Consider the following 16,759-nt stretch of genomic DNA (forward strand, 5'->3'; position numbering starts at 1 on the left):
TTTATGCGAAAAAAATAATTAATATAATTTAAATGAAAACACTAATCCTAATCATTTTTACTTTTTTATTTTCATGTAATCAAACACAAGAAAACAAACAAAAGCAGACTTCTAATGACATAACTTTAGAGATTGATAATACTCCTGCATCAAAAGAAAGTATTGCAAATAACCAACTTAAAATAATAGTTACTAATGAAAATTATAAAGCGAAATTAAAAAAGATAAAACTTGAAAAAAAAGATATTCCTACTAATATTGATTTATATATATGTGATAAAATAATTCCTGATTATTATTTACTTTTAAAAGATAATCGCCTAATTGTTGTTAGTGAACAAGTTTGTGGCGATTTTGGAGGAATATCTTTAACTTCCATAAAAGAAAACAAAGTTTTGCAGATCTTAGCTGTCTCTGGTCTACATTATGAACCAGATAATGAAGAAGAATATAAAGTAGTGACCTCATTTACAATTGATAATAACTATAATATATTTGTAACTGATGTAACTACTGAATATGGAAAAATTACAAATAAAAAAATAACAACATATTCAATTTCATCTATTGGAGAGTATATAAAAATTAAAGAAGAAGAAATTAAAAAAAATCCTTTTTTGTTAGGTTCAACTGTCTACGCACAAGTAGAAACTTATTTGAATGTAAGGTCAATACCCAATAGCGATAGCGATATTATAGAAAAAGCTTACCCAAAAGATGCTTTAAGAGTTTTAGAAGTTTTAGATTCTTGGGTTAAGATAGAGATAAATGGTAAAGAAGGTTATGTTAGTAAAGACTTTGTGAAGTAAACAACTTTCTGCTACAAAAAAAACACAGTATTGGAATGCTAACACAGCACCCCTCTTGTGCCGTTATTGCTTTGCTAATAATAATTTTCATTACTCATTTCTTTTACTCTTTTGTATCTTACTCACTCTGTTACGAGCTTCACACTCGCACTAGCTGAGGGATATTGTAGTTTTTGATAAAACTGGTGATAGAAAGTGGGGTCATATTTCCATGTGGACAGGTAGTTAGTGGGTTTCAGATTTTAAACAAAATTCAATCATAGTTCATACTGATTATAATGAAAAAGATTATCATGTTTTCAGATGGCAATAACGTAGATAAATAATAATAATAATAATAATAATGAAATATTTTAATTTGTACATCCCTTTATTATTATTACTGATTAGCTGTAAAGAAGCGAATAAGAATACTGATAGTATTCAAAACTCAACTGCCCAAATAGATTCTGTCATTACTAACAATAAAGATGGTGTCGTTATTTTAACAGAATTCTACAAAAAGTATTATGGCGAATATAGAGATAGAGAAGGTATAGAAGAGTATGTGTCATCTCGTATTTTAAAAAGAATGGATAGTCTAACTATAGAGGATAATCTTATGTTAGATTATGACCCTTTTATTTATGGGCAAGATTGGGATGAAAATATACTTATGAAATCTATAGAAATAAAACCTTTAAAAAACAGGGATGAATATAGGGTAAGCTTTTTTAGATTTGCTAATAGTGATGAGAAAAGAACAAACATAGATTTGTTATTAAAAAACAATAGTGAAGGCAAACTATTAATTTACAGCATTCTTAATGATGAATATTTGAATTTTAAAAATAATATTACTAATAATAAAACAAAATCAAAAGCAATTATAGATAGTTGGCAAAATGATCATATTGAGATACACATAACAACTGATAATCTAACATATTTATTCAACGGGCAATGCATATATGCCTTTTCGATAAAAATAGTAAACGATACTGAGGTAGAACTCATATGGGGAGAAATAGGGATGGATTGTGTTAATGATATGCAGTTTAATGAAACATTTGGTTTGTCTAAAGAACTTATTCCTCAAAAAGGGAAACCATTTGCAAAATACTCATTAGAAAAAGAAGTTGTCACTGTAACTTATTATTATAAAGAATGGGTAGATTCATACAAAAAGAAAATAAATAATAAACCATTTATGGATGTGTTTTATTCTAAAGATGAATAGATTAAGAGGCATTTGTAAATAAACCCCGCTAGCGCTCATTAAATGTCATTAAGTTAAGGAATTTTCAAATCGCCCCCGCTAGCGCTCATTTGTAACGAGTGCCGCATCGCGTAAGAAAACATCAATTAAAATTATAAATGTTTTAGTTAGCTTTTGTACTTTTAAGTAATGAGTAGAAAGCATAAATCTCATAATCCAAGGGTTGTATTTTTTGTTTCTTTTGCAACTGCATATTGGATATATGTATTTACATGGCAAGTCTATTTTATTATCCTATTAGCAACGCTACAAATTAGAACTATAACCAGGCTACAATTTTGAAAATGATTATACAAAACTAAATATTGACGATATTGGTTCCTTACAATAACTAAGGGCGACACTCGTTACAAATGAGCGCTAGCGAGAGTATAATACATAAAAAAGCATATAGAAATGAAACAAATCATTATACTGATAATCTCACTGATTAATTTAATATCGTGCAATTCACAAGTGAGTAAAACAATATCAAACTTTGAGAAGTTAAATTTAATTCAAAATGAAATTGAAAATAACTCTACCAATGAAAAGACATATAAGAGTCTAGATTCTCTAAAAAATGTTACCGATGGCGCAGATGCCGAACTTTACACTGAGATATATAAAAATGCAATCATTTATGATACGGAGGAGCTTTTAAAATTTTTAAATATCAACAATAAAAAAATTGATGAAAATGTTGTTATTTTCTTTAGACAAGATAAAAATATCTACAATTTAATTAATGAAAAATTAAACAGAAAAATAAAAAAAAGTTTTATATAAGATTCTGATGGATACACAAATTTAAGAAGAGAAAAAAGCACGAATTCTAAAATAATAACAACGATAAATAATGGTGAAGAGATTGATATCATAGACAATACTGACAAGTGGTTTTTAGTAGAAACAAAAGAAGGAAAATTAGGTTATGTACATAATTCAAGGATTAGGTACAAAAACGGGAAGGAGTCAATTTTAGGGAAATGGAATGCTGATTCAGAATGTGAAAACCCAATTGGTATCGAAATAAAGAAGAATAAAGAATTGATTATTTGTGTTGAGCCAAATCAGTATTATATTTATTTAACCAAAGTAAATAGTAATGACGATATTATTAGCTATAGATTAAAAAGTATAACGGGGTCTGTTGGTGAGGATATTTTTTCAAAAGCATATATAAATGATAGTGCGGTAGTAACCTTAGAGAGAAAAGACAATTTTAAGATTAAATTAAATTGGTTAGGTTATTATAATAAGGTAAATGGTCAAAGACAATATTCAGAAGCATTAATCAGTAATCAAAACCCAGTTTTTCTATACAAGTGTGATAAATAAATATTTTACAAATATACCCCCGCAAGCGTCTCGCTTGTGCCGTTACTGCTTTAATAATAATATTCATCACTCATTTCTTTTCTTCTTATGTATCTTACTCAATTGGTAACGAGCGTAATGCACGCACTTACGTAATGATTTTTATTCAGGGAGGTTGGATAGGATATTTTAGACCCAGAAATTATACAAAACAATGAATTACAATTAATTAATAGAAAATATAACGTGTTAGTATTATCTTAGGTACATAATACGGATATTCAATAGGTTTATACATTTATTACCATTAATTTTTCAATTAAACCTTCTATTCGATAACTTATCGCAATAAATTTAACAGATAATATGTCAAAAAAAACGGAAAATAACATTACAGATATTCTAATTTCTATACTTATAATAATGATATCTTCATTAATTATAATGAAATCAGTTGAAGCCTTTAACAAAAGGGATCCTGGGCCTGGCTTTTTATTAATGCTTGCAAGTATATTTTTAAATATCGCTTTTTCTTTCTGCTTTAAAAATAAGAAAAGTATAAAATATTTTTTTGTAGCAACTTTCTGTTTTTATAATTTTTATTTCTTTTGGGCTATTAGAAAAGAAATTTCATTTAACACCGGTTCCATATTATTAATACTAATATTCGAATTTTCTTTAATTTTAATCTATGGAATATACTATCTGATTCGTAAAAAAAAGCTAATGGGTGACTCACCAAATGAATAGAAAAATAACCTTAATAAGCTATACCCCCCTTAGCGCGACATATCCGCAACCCTGGCGCACTTCTGTGAAGTGTGTCTAATTTTCTTTAGTATTTGCAATGCAATTTATCCTATTTTAAAATATTAGATGATTCTTTAAATTATTGTAATGCAAACAAAGGATTAACCGTACATGCGTACGTATATATGAGTAGTCATATTCATCTTATTATTAGTTCTCAAGAAAACGAGTTGCAGGACATTCAAGTAAGAGCGTTTGAATGGGGACCTTTTAACAATAGGTATATAAATCCAAAAAGGAAAAACATTGGAGGTTGGAAAGAAGGGGAAGATTATGGAAAACCTTTTTTGGGAGCATTAGCAGTAATCTCAACTAGCCATGTTGCTTTTGTTGTTGGCAAAACTTCTAGCGGAAGAATTGTGTTATTAGGTGGTAATCAAAATGGAGTTATAGGAAATCAAGAAAAAGGAGCAGGCGGTGATGAAAGTGTATGTTTTTCAGCATATACTAAAAGTAGTATTGCGTTTTATATGAAACCAAAAGAGTTTGTTGTTACGGAAGAATTAAATGAAAGCAATCTTCCAATTATTAATGTTAATAATCCTGAAGAAACATTTTCTTCTCTTAGATAAAAATATGCAGATAAAATTAATCATTTATATTTCATTAGTAAGTTTTCTGGGTTGTAATGGTCAGAAAAAAGAAAAAAATGTGGTAAATAATACAGGAGAATTTAATATTGAAATTGTTAAGTATAAAAAAAACAGAAAATTAGGGTATGCTGAAAAGTCAGTTTTTAAAATTTTAGAGAACAAAAAATACATTGACAGTATAGAAATTATTATTCCATATTCAGATTGTAATAATAATGAAACCTTATGTGGTATAGATTATTTAAATGGTTCTTTCGAAATATCAGATATTAACAATGACTCTTTTGCAGAAATTCAATTCGCTTACCAGTATTATGCAAAATCAGAAGAGCTTGCTAAAAACTTGAAAGTAATTTTTTATGATACTAAAACAAAAGTAAATTATTTTGCAGATGGCATTGGTGTAAATCATTTTGATCAAGTTCTTGATAAGAATTCTAAAGGTAGAATAATAGAAATAAGTAATAATATACCTGATAAATTCATAAAAGAATTAGAAAAAAAATGGCATAGATATTCCTTTGAAGATAAGTTACCTATTAATAGTTTAAATTCTAAAATCAAGATTACTGAAATTGAAGAAGGAAAAATAACTAATGAAAAGTCGAATTCTGTTGATTTTGATAAGATATCGACGACATCTATCAAGGAAATTAGACTTAACGGTAATGATGGTGAATTTATAAATTTAATCACAGTTAATGGTTTAGATTTTAAATTTAAGAATCCAGCTATTCAAACAGATCACCATAAAATAAAATTGATTGATAATAAAATCATTAAATTAACAAACTCAGATAGTAAGAATAGCTATGTGGTAACCTATTGGTATTTAGATGAAAATAAAAAAACATTAATATTATTTAAATCAGAAGCTCAATCATATGATTATGGAAAAATCACTAAGTACCGTCTAGAAAATATTAATTATGATATAAAAGAGATAGATTCTGACAAGTTTTATGATGAAGTATATGACTCAAACAATGAAATTTAAAGGATTACCAACCCGATAGCGCGGATTTGTAATCCGTGCCTACACAGAGTAAGCGGTAAAATATAATATAATGAAAATCCACAGCATTAGTGTTGTGGTTTTTTTTGTTTTTAAGAGAACGCTTGTTTAGCTTTTACGTTTTGTAATAAGCTATCAAGAGCGTATAATATGTGTTCTTTATCTTTTTCAGGTAAGGAAACTATATCGTTTATGCCCCAGCTGGTGCAAGCGTCTCGCTCGTTACCGACACAAGATCATTATGGAAATCATATTTCTATGTTTTTTAAATTTGACAAAAATAGAAAAATTCTATACCTAAAAAAGCTCAATGTTTTTTTTCCTTTTAAACAGGATACATTGGGGCGTAACAAATATTGTATAATGGATAATTTGAATATGGATATTCGCACGATTGATAGCGAACAATTATTTGATGAGTTTAACCCCCTCGCGGGACATATCCGCAACCCTGGCGCACTTCTGTGAAGTGTGTCTAATTTTCTTTAATATTTGCAATGCAATTTCTTTAAACAATGTCTCAGAGATATAAAGTTATAGATAGTACCGTTCCAACATTTGTGACAATAACAATAATTGATTGGGTAGATTTATTTATTCGACCAACCTATTTTAAAATATTAGATGATTCTCTAAATTATTGTATGGCAAACAAAGGATTAACCGTACATGCGTACGTATATATGAGTAGTCATATTCATCTTATTATTAGTTCTCAAGAAAACGAGTTGCAGGAGGCCGGCCAAACACATGGTTATGGTTGGAAGAAAAATCATTTTGGCTTGGAACCTAAAATACAAAATAATGGTAGGTCAGGAGCCATTTCTTGGGTTCATGTAGATGTTAGAGAATTTGAGTCTATTTATCAGAAAGACTCTTTTTTTATCAAAAATGAAAAAGACTTTTTAGGCGAAAAAAAAATTAATATAATTTAAATGAAAACACTAATCCTAATCATTTTTACTTTTTTATTTTCATGTAATCAAACACAAGAAAACAAACAAAAGCAGACTTCTAATGACATAACTTTAGAGATTGATAATATTCCTGCATCAAAAGAAAGTATTGCAAATAGCCAACTTAAAATAATAGTTACTAATGAAAATTATAAAGCGAAATTAAAAAAGATAAAACTTGAAAAAAAAGATATTCCTACTAATATTGATTTATATATATGTGATAAAATAATTCCTGATTATTATTTACTTTTAAAAGATAATCGCCTAATTGTTGTTAGTGAACAAGTTTGTGGCGATTTTGGAGGAATATCTTTAACTTCCGTAAAAGAAAACAAAGTTTTGCAGATCTTAGCTGTCTCTGGTCAACATTATGAACCAGATAATGAAGAAAAAAGAAAGTAGCCCATTTTAGTGAAGGATTAGGCAAAACATTATTAGAATTAGCTTCACTTATTAATCAAGATTCTAAGTATTTTTGGTTACAATCAAAAATACTAAATGGTTATTCTAAGAAACATTATTTAGAAGTCGACCCCAATGGTTGGGTTCACAGAAAAAAAATGTTTAACAAATTATCTGCTATTTTTAGATTTAATACAGAATGTGTTAACAATCCGAACACTTATGATTCGAAGGAAAGAGCATCATGGATAGCGATAGCCTATGGAGAATTATGGACAGAAGAAATTGTAGGATCAAATCACAATCCACGAGTTCTTGAATATCACGCATCAGCAGGACTTACCCAATCACATATCACCGATGATGGAGATTGGCCTTGGTGTTCCTCTTTTGCTTGTTGGGTATTCAAAAACTCAAAAGAATATACGGGTAAAATCACAGCAAAAGCGACTAATTGGCAAAATTGGGGAAAAGAAGATTCAAAAGAGAAACCAATGTATGGTGCTTTAGCTGTAATTGATTGGGGAGAAAACGATAATGGAAAAGGACACGTAGGATTCGTTGTTAATGTTGATGGCAATAGTGTTTACTTACTTGGAGGTAACCAAACAGGTGGCGACAAAAAAAACACAAAAGGAAAAGTTTGTATTGGGAAATATGATAAATCCGTAATAGACTATTTTAGAATCCCAACAAATTATGAACCAAAAGAAAATGATTATATATATGATGACATTAAGACAACATCTCAAGGCTTTGAATCTCTATCTACTACTCGTTAGTACTTTACTTTTAATTACATCTTGTAATAATAAAAAAAGTAATGACGAGAAAAGTAATTTGAGTTTGAATATAGAAAAAGAAGAAGCATATTCATACGATACAAACAACGTTTTTAAAGAGATTACTTTTCAAAATAACTCCAGAAAACTTACAGCAGTTTTTACAAAAAACACGAAAGGGGTTTTAGGAGATAATGGTTTTAAAAAAAACATTGAAGTATTAATATTGAATAAAGGTAATTTATTAGATAAATATAGTTTTAAAAATCAAAGTATTTTATGTGATTTAAAACTACCAATGGAAAACATTAAAGTTATAGATAGCGAGGGAAAGAAAAATCAATCTTTATTTTTCGCATTAATAGATAGTTGTGATGGAGAAGAGCCATATCAACTAAATATTAATATTTGGAATAATCAAAAGACAATCCACAAAATAGAAGTGCCTGTTTATTTTGAAAATTCAGAAGAAGAAATAAATTTTACAACTGATATTTCTGACATTGATTTTAAATCAGATAATATTAAAAAATTTACTTTTGAAATTATAGAACGTTTAGTTGATGTAAAATTTGATAAATACAATTTATCAAAAGCAACACCTATAGTTTCAAATTCAAAATGTTTTAATAAAATAGATATTAAAGCGATCAAAGATTTCGCGGAAAATGGTGAGGAAAAAGATATTTTTAATATCGATAATGACATAAATATAGATGTCATTTCGAATTATATAAAAGATGTAAAGTGTAAAAAAACAATTTCATTTAGTAATATTCTTGATTGTACAGACAATTTAAAATGTGAAATATATTGTTCTTTTAATAGAACCAGTGAAGAATTGGATGAAGGCGAACTAGGTGAAGAAATATTATATTTATATTTCAAAAAGCATCGAGGTAAAATATCTCTTTACAAATTAGAGTCTTCAGGTAGATAACACGATCGTACTAAAATCAATTTTATGGTTTTATGAGCGCTCGTTTGTAACGAGTGCCAAATTGAGTAAGGAACCTACTGGCGAATGTTTTTGTAATAAAGATTTTACTACGGAGGACTTGAAAAGAATTATTCGTGATGTACGTTACAATACTTTTTACAGGGATGCCAAAAACAGGAAACAACATATTTCCTTAATGCATAAAGACCATCAATTATTTCATGCTAGTAATGATATTCCATCATCAGATCAAAATAATTTTGATAGGCTTACGGAAATATTGAATACTTCGTTTGAGAAACGTGGCATTACCAAGTGTTCTCATAAAATACATTATTTAGCAAATATGTATGTAGAAACACAATATTTTTCAAAACTTGAAGAAGACGGTAATAATCATAGATATATGCCCTATAAAGGACGTGGTTTTATTCATATAACTTGGGATACGAATTATATAGCATATTCAGATGTACCTGGACATGAAAACATTTTTGGTGGAACTAATTATAAAAAAGTTACTAGTAGTTTAGAATTAGCTGCCGATACAGGTAGTTGGTTTTGGGAGACAAATAAAGTAAATGAATTTGCAAAAAAAGATGATATTTTTGGAACCTCTAAAACGATAAATGCTCCAAAGGCTACAAAAACACACCAAGTTAATGGGTACAAAATGCGTCGTGCTGCATGGATAAAGTTTAAAGAAGCTTTTAATAACTATCCTTATAACTGTGTTACCGATGCTAGTAAAAACCCACGTGAATATGGTGAAGGTGTACTAGAAGAAATGCGTAAATGGGCTGATGAGCATGTACAGTATACTATGGAAAGTTCTACACCTCTTAGAACTAAGTTTGACAAAGCTGCTTTAGAGAAGCTAGATTGTTCAGAGTTTGTGTGTAGATATTTACATAAATTAGGAATTACCGATACTGTAAAGCATGTTTCAACTGGAGATATGGTTACCCAGGAAAGCTTTAGAACAGCCCTAGGAAGTAATAATATTGACCATATAGACAATAGTGAAAAAAGTGACTTTATGCCTCAAAGAGGAGATATATTCGTTTGGAGAAAAATTGGTAGCGGTCACACAGGTATTGTTCATAGTATAGATGGTGATAATATTACAATTCTAGAATCTATTGGAATGAATGGTTCTTCGGATGAAAACTATAATAACGAAAATGAAGGCTATGAAGGATATAATTGTACCCGTACTTCTGTATATCAAAAAAATGGTGGAGCTTTAGCCAGTCATGCTGGTTGGAAAGGATATTTTAGACCTAAAAATTACGCAAAACAATTATAATGAAAAAATTTATATTATTTATATTACTATTTAGTATTTTGTCCTGTAAAGGACAAACAGAATCGAAAGAAGTAGTTTCATCATTTGAGTATTTATCAGAAGAAGTATTAAAAACAAAATCCAAAAAAGAATTACGTTTACTCCGTAACGAAGTTTTTGCAAGAAAAGGTTATGTTTTTAAAAGTGAGGATTTAAATACATATTTTAAAACTAAAGATTGGTATACTGCTGATGCTAGTGTAAAAGTTACTTTATCTGATGAAGAAAAAAGCTATATTGATAAAGTAAAAAGTATAGAAAGCCCTAATCAAAAAATAGATAAATGCTTAGATTATATTAATGAAAACATTAAAAAAGTTTATCCAATATCCCAAAGTGTAATGGAGAGCAATAAATGGGGTCTAAATATATATTTAGGTGATTATTATGAAAGTAACTATGATCGTATAAAGTCTGTGGTTCGTGAAGAAGGTATTCATTGTGTTGGATTTTACTTTTATAATATAAATTGTAATACTGAAACAGAAACAATTTTAGTCAAGGCTTACTGTAATGAACAACCTATTTTTCATATCCTAAGTATTAAAGGGAGTAAAATTATTAAAATAATAAAAGTAGTCGATTCATCGCTAAGAACTAGTGATTATGATAGTGTGACTAGTGGTTATCATGATATTGATTTTAAATTAGAGAAAGGTAAATTTGAAGTGTATAAAATCTATAAAATTTTGGACGAAGAAAATAGTACAGAACAAAACCGATATCCAGTTAAAGAAATTCGTAGAGAGCTAGTATCTAAATATAAACTTACTGAAAATGGTATAGTAGAATTTTAAGTAAAAACTTTTTTAAAAAAAACATAAAGCCACCCGATGGTACATAGCTTTTAAAATCCTCGCTAGCACTCGTTTGTAACGAGTGCCGTATTGAGTAAGAAAGCTGTTTGATGAATTACCGTAAATTTTATAGAGAAGAAGTAAAGGGTATTACTGATTTACATTTAAAACCAGGATTTTTAAAAGAATTTGGTTTTGATTATTGTAAAGATAATACTTTATCAAATAATGAAGGAAGTTGGCCAGTTAAAGAGTTTCATAATGGTCTTAAAAGAAGATTTGGAAGTCCTTTTGGCCCAAGATATGGAGGTCATCATAATGGAATTGATATAAATTTTGGTTCTGGATATGATTATTATGGTGCTCTTGTAATAGCTACCCATGATGGTATTATAACACAGGCAGAAGAGAATATACAAAATGGAGCAGGTAGGAGAATTTCTATAAAGTCTACGGATGGAGCTTTTGTAACAAAATATTTTCATTTAAGTGTTATTTTGATAGATAAAGGAGATAAGATTAAAAAAGGGCAAGTTATTGGTGAAATAGGTTCTCCCCCTAGCGCGACATATCCACAACCCTGGCGCACTTCTGTGAAGTGTGTCTAATTTTCTTTAATATTTGCAATGCAATTTCTTTAAACAATGTCTCAGAGATATAAAGTTATAGATAGTACCGTTCCAACATTTGTGACAATAACAATAATTGATTTGGGTAGATTTATTTATTCGACCAACCTATTTTAAAATATTAGATGATTCTCTAAATTATTGTATTGCAAACAAAGGGTTAACCGTACATGCGTACGTATATATGAGTAGTCATATACATCTTATCATTAGTTCTCAAGAAAACGGGTTACAGGACATTATTCGCGATTTAAAATAACACACCTCTAAGGAATTTATAAAAGCGATAAAAGAAACTGCAACACCTTTAAGGACTAAGTTCGATAAAGATGCATTAAGTAAATTATATTGTTCAGAATTTGTATGCCGTTACGTACATAAATTGGGCATTACTAATACGGTTAAACATATCTCAACAGGAATGATGATAACATAAGAAGATTTTAGAGAGTCATTAGGGAATAATAATATAGACCTTGTCGCGGGTAGTGAAAAATCTGACTTTATCCCACAAGCAGGAGATATATTCGTTTGGTCAAGAGCTCCTGGTGATGGTCATACAGGCGTTGTACACAATGTAGATGGTGACAAAATAACTATTTTAGAAGCTATTGGTAAAAATGGTTCCTCAGATGAACCATATCATATAAATGAAGGAGGGTATGAAGGTATGCATTGTTCGCGCACATCATATTATAGAAAAGATAAGAAAGCTTTAGCGAAACATGGTGGTTGGAAAGGTTACTTTAGACCTGAAAATTATACAAAACAGTTATAATGAAGAAAATATTATTAGTAGTTCTATTAGGTTTATTTATTTCTTGTAAAGGGCAAATAGAACAAAAAAAAGAATCTTTTAAATTTTTAACGTATATCGAGTTAGAATCAAAATCTACGAAGGAACTAAGGTTAGTAAGAAATGAGGTTTTTGCAAGAAAAGGATATGTTTTTAACAATGCAACTCTTCAAAAATACTTTTCAGATAAGGATTGGTATATCTCCAATCCAAATTTAAAAATTACGTTTACAGATGAAGAGACTGCCTTTATCAATAAGATTAAAAAGCTTGAAAATCTTAGACTAACCTTACGAAATTCTAAATCTAATCAATCGGTTAATTGTATTGACAAAATAGATGATGAAAATAACATATATCCTATAACTTTTGAAATGACAGAAGATTATAGGTTTTATGACAAAATAGAAAAAGCTGAGCTTGATATGTTTGACAATGATAAAATCAAAGATATAAGTTGTGAGGGAATAACTTATAAGATAAAGTGCTTTGATCAAATCGAATATTTGCTAATACCAACAGCTCTATGTGGTAATGATGAAACATTTTTGGTTTTAATAAAGGAAGGAAAAACAGAAATAAAGAATATATATGGCGCCCAATCTAGATATGAAAGGCTTGACTATGTTTTAACAAAAGACTTCTTAGAAATAATAAAAACGGATTATTATGGGTATGAAGCTGATCAAAAAAGAGATGAAGGGAAAATCAAAAAAACATCTATAAAATATAAGTTAACTGAGACAGGCTTAGTTAAGTTTTAATTGTTCCCCGATAACACAAGCGTCTCGCTTGTGCCGTTACTGCTTTAATAATAATATACATCACTCAATTCTTTACTTCTTATGTATCTTACTCTCGTGGTTACGAGCGTGATGATCGTACTAGCAGATCATAATGCTGTATTAGAGGTTTCCAATGAGTAGAAAGGTCTTTATTATTATGAACCCCCTCGCGCGACATACCCCCAACCCTAGCGCACTTCTGTGAAGTATGTCTAATTTTCTTTAGTATTTGCAATGCAATTTATTATCTTGAAAGAATGTCTCAGAGATATAAAGTCATAGATAATACCGTTCCAACATTTGTGGCAATCTTTCCTGGAGCTATAATTATTTTTTCACATTCACATGTTGCTTTTGTTTATGGAGAAACTGAGGACGGAATGTGACCCCAATCATTTAATGACTATAATGGCACTTGAAACAACCGCAAAACATAGGTTTAGTCCAAGTGTAGATAATGGAAAAGATCCAGACGCGGATGGTAATGGTTATGTTGGTTTAATTCAGTTTGGTAATAGTGCTATTACTGATTTAAACACTAATTACTTCTTACATACAGCTAAGATTAAGAAAAAAAATTTAAAGTATATGACTGCTGTAGAGCAGTTGTGTTATGTAGAATATTACTTAGCTGAACGCAAAGGGAAATTAAATACACTCACAGATTTTTATTTAGCGGTATTATGGCCTAAAGCTGTTGGTCAAGGGGGAAATGATAATTTTATTGTTTTTGATGATGATGCTACTGGAAGAAAAAAGACCAGTTATTGGAGTAATGGAACTTTTCATAGTGAAGAAGGAGAATATAAAAAGAATAGTAAAGAAGTTGTATATGAACAAAAAGGTAAAATAGGTGGAAAAACCTATGTTAGGGAAATTAGAAAGAAAATAGAAGCAGTTTATAAAGAAGGAGAACCTTTTAGGAACACTTCTGGTGATTGTACTTGTAATACAAATTGTTCGTGTGATATAAAATGTATTGATTTAACTGATAAAGTTACTTGGATGTCTCAGTATAATAAATCAGAATTAAAGAAAAACGCAAGTGGAGTTTTAGAGATGTACACAAAAGCTTGTTGGAAAACTTCAAGAAAATTATTACTTAATGCAGGGCTAGGTTCTGATTCTGGTAAAAATATAACCCCTATTGTTACTGCTCTGGAAAATAACGATCATACTTCTATAGCAGTAACAGCAGATGCTAAAGCTGGTGTCGAATATATAGATATTCAGTTAGAAAAGGGTAACCCTGTTTTAGTTGGTGTAAATCATTCACTTTCTTACGGTATAAATGATAAAACAACAGATCACTTTGTCGTTATTGTAGGTAGAGGCTATGAAATTAATAAATCTTATTATCGATTTTATGAAGTAGGAACTAGTTGGGCTCATAAAGGACAAAGTTCCAATAATAGGCTTTATTTTGACGAAAATGATTTTTCTTTAAGGTCATATAGAAAAAATAAATCTGAAAAATATTTGGTAAGTCAAGTCCGTAAAAATTTTTAATATTAATGTATAATGATTAGAGTAATAAAAATAATTTGTTTAAGTTTTCTTTTAAATTCTTGCTATGAAGCAAAAAAAAACACGAATAATAAAGTTATTCTTAAAGAAGATATAAAACAAACCTATTTTAAAAATTTAAAGGAATTTAAAAGTTTTATAGAAAAAGATAAATGGATTGATTTAAAAGATGATTTCCCTTGTTCTGAAGACAGTAGGAGTATAACTATAAAAGATGATTTTGTTTATTTACACACTGCAATGGAGCCTATTGAGTTTAAAGTAGAAAGTATAAAACAGTTAAATTCAAAGACCTTAGAAATTAAAATAAAAGAAGAAAGCAATGGTGGTAATGGAAATTTTCAGGTAGAGATTCTTAATTTAGAAGAACAATTAGTTAAATGGACAAATTGTTATGGTGTTACATTTGAAGCTAAACCTCATAATATTGTTTGTAAGGACTGGAGTGATTTACCACTAACAAAAGAAAAAGGTTACAGTAAAAATATTTATGAAGCTAATGATGCTAAAATAACAGTGAATAATAAATGGATAGGAGTCTATTATTACGAATCTCAAGAAACAGGAAAAGAATTTATTATAGATAGTAGAAATGATATAATACAACTAGAAGTTGGTGACAATCAATATGGCTATATTGATCAATTGAAAGTCGTTCAAGTAGGTGATACTTTAGGTTTATTTCATCATAAAAATATTTCAGGGAGAAATTACAATGAAAATAGAGCTTATGACTTTTTAAAGCTTTATAAAGCTTCAAATGGTAAGTTTTATTTTGAGGGAGAATTACCTTATTTACCAAAAGGAGCAATTGAGTTTGATAAAGTGAAATAGAAACTTACTCCCCAGCTGGCGCAAGCGTCGCGCTTGTGAACAACATAAATAATAATAAAAGCCACAGTTTTTTAAGCTGTGGTTTTTTAGTTTTTAAGAAGCAAAGGCTTGTTTGGTTTTAAAGTTTTGTAATTCCATATCAATCATTTTAAACCTCCCTAGCGCAACATATCCGCAACCCTGGCGCACCTCTGTGAAGTGTGTCTAATTTTCTTTAGTATTTGCATTGTAATTTATTATCTTGAAACAATGTCTCAGAGATATAAAGTCATAGATAGTATCGTTCCAACATTTGTGACAATAAAAATAATTGATTAGGTAGATTTATTTATTCGACCAACCTATTTTAAAATATTAGATGATTCTCCATTCTATGGTATTGCAAACAAAGGATTAACCCGTACATGCGTACGTATATATGAGTAGTCATATACATCTTATTATTAGTTCTCAAGAAAACGAGTTGCAGGACATTATTCGCGATTTGAAAAAACACACCTCTAAGGAATTTATAAAAGCGATAAAAGAACTTCCTGAAAGTAGAAGGGAATGGCTTTTAGCTAAATTTAATTATTCAGCAAAGCGTGTAAAGAAAGGTGTTAGTTATAAGGTTTGGAAAGATGGGTATCATCCCGTAATTTTAGATACTAGCGAAAAAATAGAGCAACGTATAAATTATATACATTATAATCCTGTGGCTTCAGAATTAGTTTATCATGAAAGAGATTGGAAAAACAGTAGCTATGCAATCTATGAAGAAGACAATCCAGACATCCCTTCGGTTAAAGTACATCCTCTATGGTCATTTGAAATAGAAAAACAATTAGTCACGCTTTACAAAAGCGCGCCAGGTTCTACGATTATAGATGTGGCACGAGTAGGGACCGAGTTATCTAATAAAGAAATTGAATTGTCTAATTTATTTACTGAAGCGATGAACAAAACGCCTGAAGAAAGAGCGCAACGTAAAATAGATGATTTAAATGAAATAAAAAGACAAAATCAAGTAAAAAAAGATGCAATTAACACTGTTGACCCTTTAAAGAATATGCAAAATAATACTTTTAGCAATGTTTATTCTGAAAAAATGAATAAGATGATGGGGCAAAATTATAGTCAAGAATTTTTTAAAGAAACTACTGATCAAGAAAAAGAATAATCAGGCATAATGGATTA

General features: G+C 29.3%; 19 protein-coding genes and 1 pseudogene. All 20 read left to right on the forward strand.

The window, feature by feature from the left end; translation table 11 throughout:
• Positions 1-32 precede the first annotated feature (32 nt).
• The 20 genes and pseudogenes from GQR94_RS20745 (at position 33) to GQR94_RS20835 (ending at position 16,742) form a co-directional block, all read left to right on the forward strand.
• Entirely contained in the window at positions 33-809 is a 777-nt protein-coding gene (locus tag GQR94_RS20745) for an SH3 domain-containing protein (RefSeq protein WP_158978814.1), read from the forward strand.
• Positions 810-1,152: 343 nt separating this feature from the next.
• Positions 1,153-2,028 carry a DUF3828 domain-containing protein gene (locus GQR94_RS20750; protein WP_158978816.1) on the forward strand — a complete coding sequence of 292 codons (876 nt, stop codon included), beginning with the start codon at positions 1,153-1,155 and terminating at the stop codon, positions 2,026-2,028.
• Positions 2,029-2,463: 435 nt separating this feature from the next.
• Entirely contained in the window at positions 2,464-2,835 is a 372-nt protein-coding gene (locus tag GQR94_RS20755) for a hypothetical protein (RefSeq protein ID WP_158978818.1), read from the forward strand.
• A gap of 21 nt (positions 2,836-2,856) precedes the next feature.
• Positions 2,857-3,387, forward strand: a pseudogene (locus GQR94_RS23005) (SH3 domain-containing protein); the annotation flags it as partial.
• A 345-nt stretch (positions 3,388-3,732) separates the two neighbouring features.
• Positions 3,733-4,116 (forward strand): hypothetical protein, encoded by a 384-nt coding sequence (locus tag GQR94_RS20765; protein WP_158978820.1) that lies wholly within the window; start codon positions 3,733-3,735, stop codon positions 4,114-4,116.
• Positions 4,117-4,208: 92 nt separating this feature from the next.
• Entirely contained in the window at positions 4,209-4,748 is a 540-nt protein-coding gene (locus GQR94_RS22540; protein ID WP_199271503.1) for a hypothetical protein, read from the forward strand.
• Positions 4,749-4,752: 4 nt separating this feature from the next.
• A complete protein-coding gene (locus GQR94_RS20775; RefSeq protein WP_158978822.1) occupies positions 4,753-5,766 on the forward strand; it encodes a hypothetical protein in 1,014 nt (337 codons plus the stop codon).
• A 533-nt stretch (positions 5,767-6,299) separates the two neighbouring features.
• Complete coding sequence (locus GQR94_RS20780) at positions 6,300-6,719, forward strand: hypothetical protein (RefSeq protein ID WP_158978824.1); 420 nt, start codon at positions 6,300-6,302, stop codon at positions 6,717-6,719.
• Entirely contained in the window at positions 6,720-7,145 is a 426-nt protein-coding gene (locus tag GQR94_RS20785) for a hypothetical protein (RefSeq protein ID WP_158978826.1), read from the forward strand.
• 158 nt (positions 7,146-7,303) lie between these two features.
• Positions 7,304-7,927 carry a TIGR02594 family protein gene (locus tag GQR94_RS20790; protein ID WP_158978828.1) on the forward strand — a complete coding sequence of 208 codons (624 nt, stop codon included), beginning with the start codon at positions 7,304-7,306 and terminating at the stop codon, positions 7,925-7,927.
• Positions 7,928-7,991: 64 nt separating this feature from the next.
• Positions 7,992-8,867, forward strand: coding sequence for a hypothetical protein (locus tag GQR94_RS20795; RefSeq protein ID WP_158978830.1), 876 nt, complete (start codon positions 7,992-7,994; stop codon positions 8,865-8,867).
• Between the two features lie 61 nt (positions 8,868-8,928).
• Complete coding sequence (locus GQR94_RS20800) at positions 8,929-10,176, forward strand: CHAP domain-containing protein (protein WP_158978832.1); 1,248 nt, start codon at positions 8,929-8,931, stop codon at positions 10,174-10,176.
• Positions 10,176-11,012 carry a YARHG domain-containing protein gene (locus GQR94_RS20805; protein ID WP_158978834.1) on the forward strand — a complete coding sequence of 279 codons (837 nt, stop codon included), beginning with the start codon at positions 10,176-10,178 and terminating at the stop codon, positions 11,010-11,012. The genes GQR94_RS20800 and GQR94_RS20805 overlap by 1 nt, the downstream gene beginning before the upstream one ends.
• 110 nt (positions 11,013-11,122) lie before the next feature.
• The gene (locus GQR94_RS20810; RefSeq protein WP_158978836.1) at positions 11,123-11,620 is read left to right on the forward strand and encodes a M23 family metallopeptidase; all 498 of its coding nucleotides are present in this window, start codon (positions 11,123-11,125) and stop codon (positions 11,618-11,620) included.
• Positions 11,621-12,110: 490 nt separating this feature from the next.
• Positions 12,111-12,419 (forward strand): CHAP domain-containing protein, encoded by a 309-nt coding sequence (locus GQR94_RS23010; RefSeq protein ID WP_158979745.1) that lies wholly within the window; start codon positions 12,111-12,113, stop codon positions 12,417-12,419.
• Positions 12,419-13,201 carry a YARHG domain-containing protein gene (locus GQR94_RS20820; RefSeq protein WP_158978838.1) on the forward strand — a complete coding sequence of 261 codons (783 nt, stop codon included), beginning with the start codon at positions 12,419-12,421 and terminating at the stop codon, positions 13,199-13,201. Before GQR94_RS23010 ends, GQR94_RS20820 begins: the two co-directional genes overlap by 1 nt.
• 278 nt (positions 13,202-13,479) lie before the next feature.
• The gene (locus GQR94_RS22860; protein ID WP_255451530.1) at positions 13,480-13,608 is read left to right on the forward strand and encodes a hypothetical protein; all 129 of its coding nucleotides are present in this window, start codon (positions 13,480-13,482) and stop codon (positions 13,606-13,608) included.
• A gap of 22 nt (positions 13,609-13,630) precedes the next feature.
• A complete protein-coding gene (locus GQR94_RS20825) occupies positions 13,631-14,731 on the forward strand; it encodes a hypothetical protein (protein ID WP_158978840.1) in 1,101 nt (366 codons plus the stop codon).
• 12 nt (positions 14,732-14,743) lie between these two features.
• Positions 14,744-15,583: a hypothetical protein gene (locus tag GQR94_RS20830; protein WP_158978842.1), complete on the forward strand. Its 840-nt coding sequence runs from the start codon at positions 14,744-14,746 to the stop codon at positions 15,581-15,583.
• Positions 15,584-16,001: 418 nt separating this feature from the next.
• On the forward strand, positions 16,002-16,742 hold the full coding sequence (locus GQR94_RS20835) for a hypothetical protein (protein ID WP_158978844.1): 741 nt from the start codon (positions 16,002-16,004) through the stop codon (positions 16,740-16,742).
• Positions 16,743-16,759 lie beyond the last annotated feature (17 nt).

Source organism: Cellulophaga sp. L1A9 (genome assembly GCF_009797025.1).
GTDB lineage: Bacteria > Bacteroidota > Bacteroidia > Flavobacteriales > Flavobacteriaceae > Cellulophaga.